The following is a 435-nucleotide window of genomic DNA, read 5'->3' as shown; positions in this document are numbered from 1 at the left end:
CACGATAAACAGACCGCTTTGCGCGTCCTGCCACAATCTGCGCCAGTCGCCTTTTTTCTCGGTGCGGATGATGGTGTCGATGTAAAAAGCCGTGCTTTCCAAGCGGTTCATCTGCTTAATCTGCATCAAAACGCCTTCGCGCGAAATCGCTTCATGGGCGTTGTCATTGCGGTGCTGGGCATAGAACCAACCGCCCGCCGCTGCGACTGCACAAAAAATAGATATTAAAATCAGTCGGTAAACCATTTTCATCAGCTTAAACCCTTTTCGGTTGCGTTGAACTTAACGCCCATATTCTTTCAAATGTTCAGATTTCAAGCAAAAGTCGTCTGAAAACGCAATTTTTGTTTTTCAGACGACCTTCTGTCGAAACATTACCAAAAAGTAATAAAAAACCACCATCACACATAGTTTGCCTTTTGGTAAAGACAAGAC

At 44.6% G+C, this 435-nt stretch carries 1 pseudogene; it reads right to left on the bottom strand.

Features of this window, described 5'->3' with window-relative positions:
• Window positions 1-252 (bottom strand): annotated as a pseudogene (locus ACTHUR_RS21430) (DUF4230 domain-containing protein); the annotation flags it as partial.
• Window positions 253-435: the final 183 nt, after the last annotated feature.

It is taken from the genome of Neisseria sp. P0021.S007 (genome assembly GCF_051956855.1).
The sequence above is the reverse complement of the archived record's forward strand: the minus strand, read 5'-3'. Positions and strand labels throughout refer to the sequence as shown.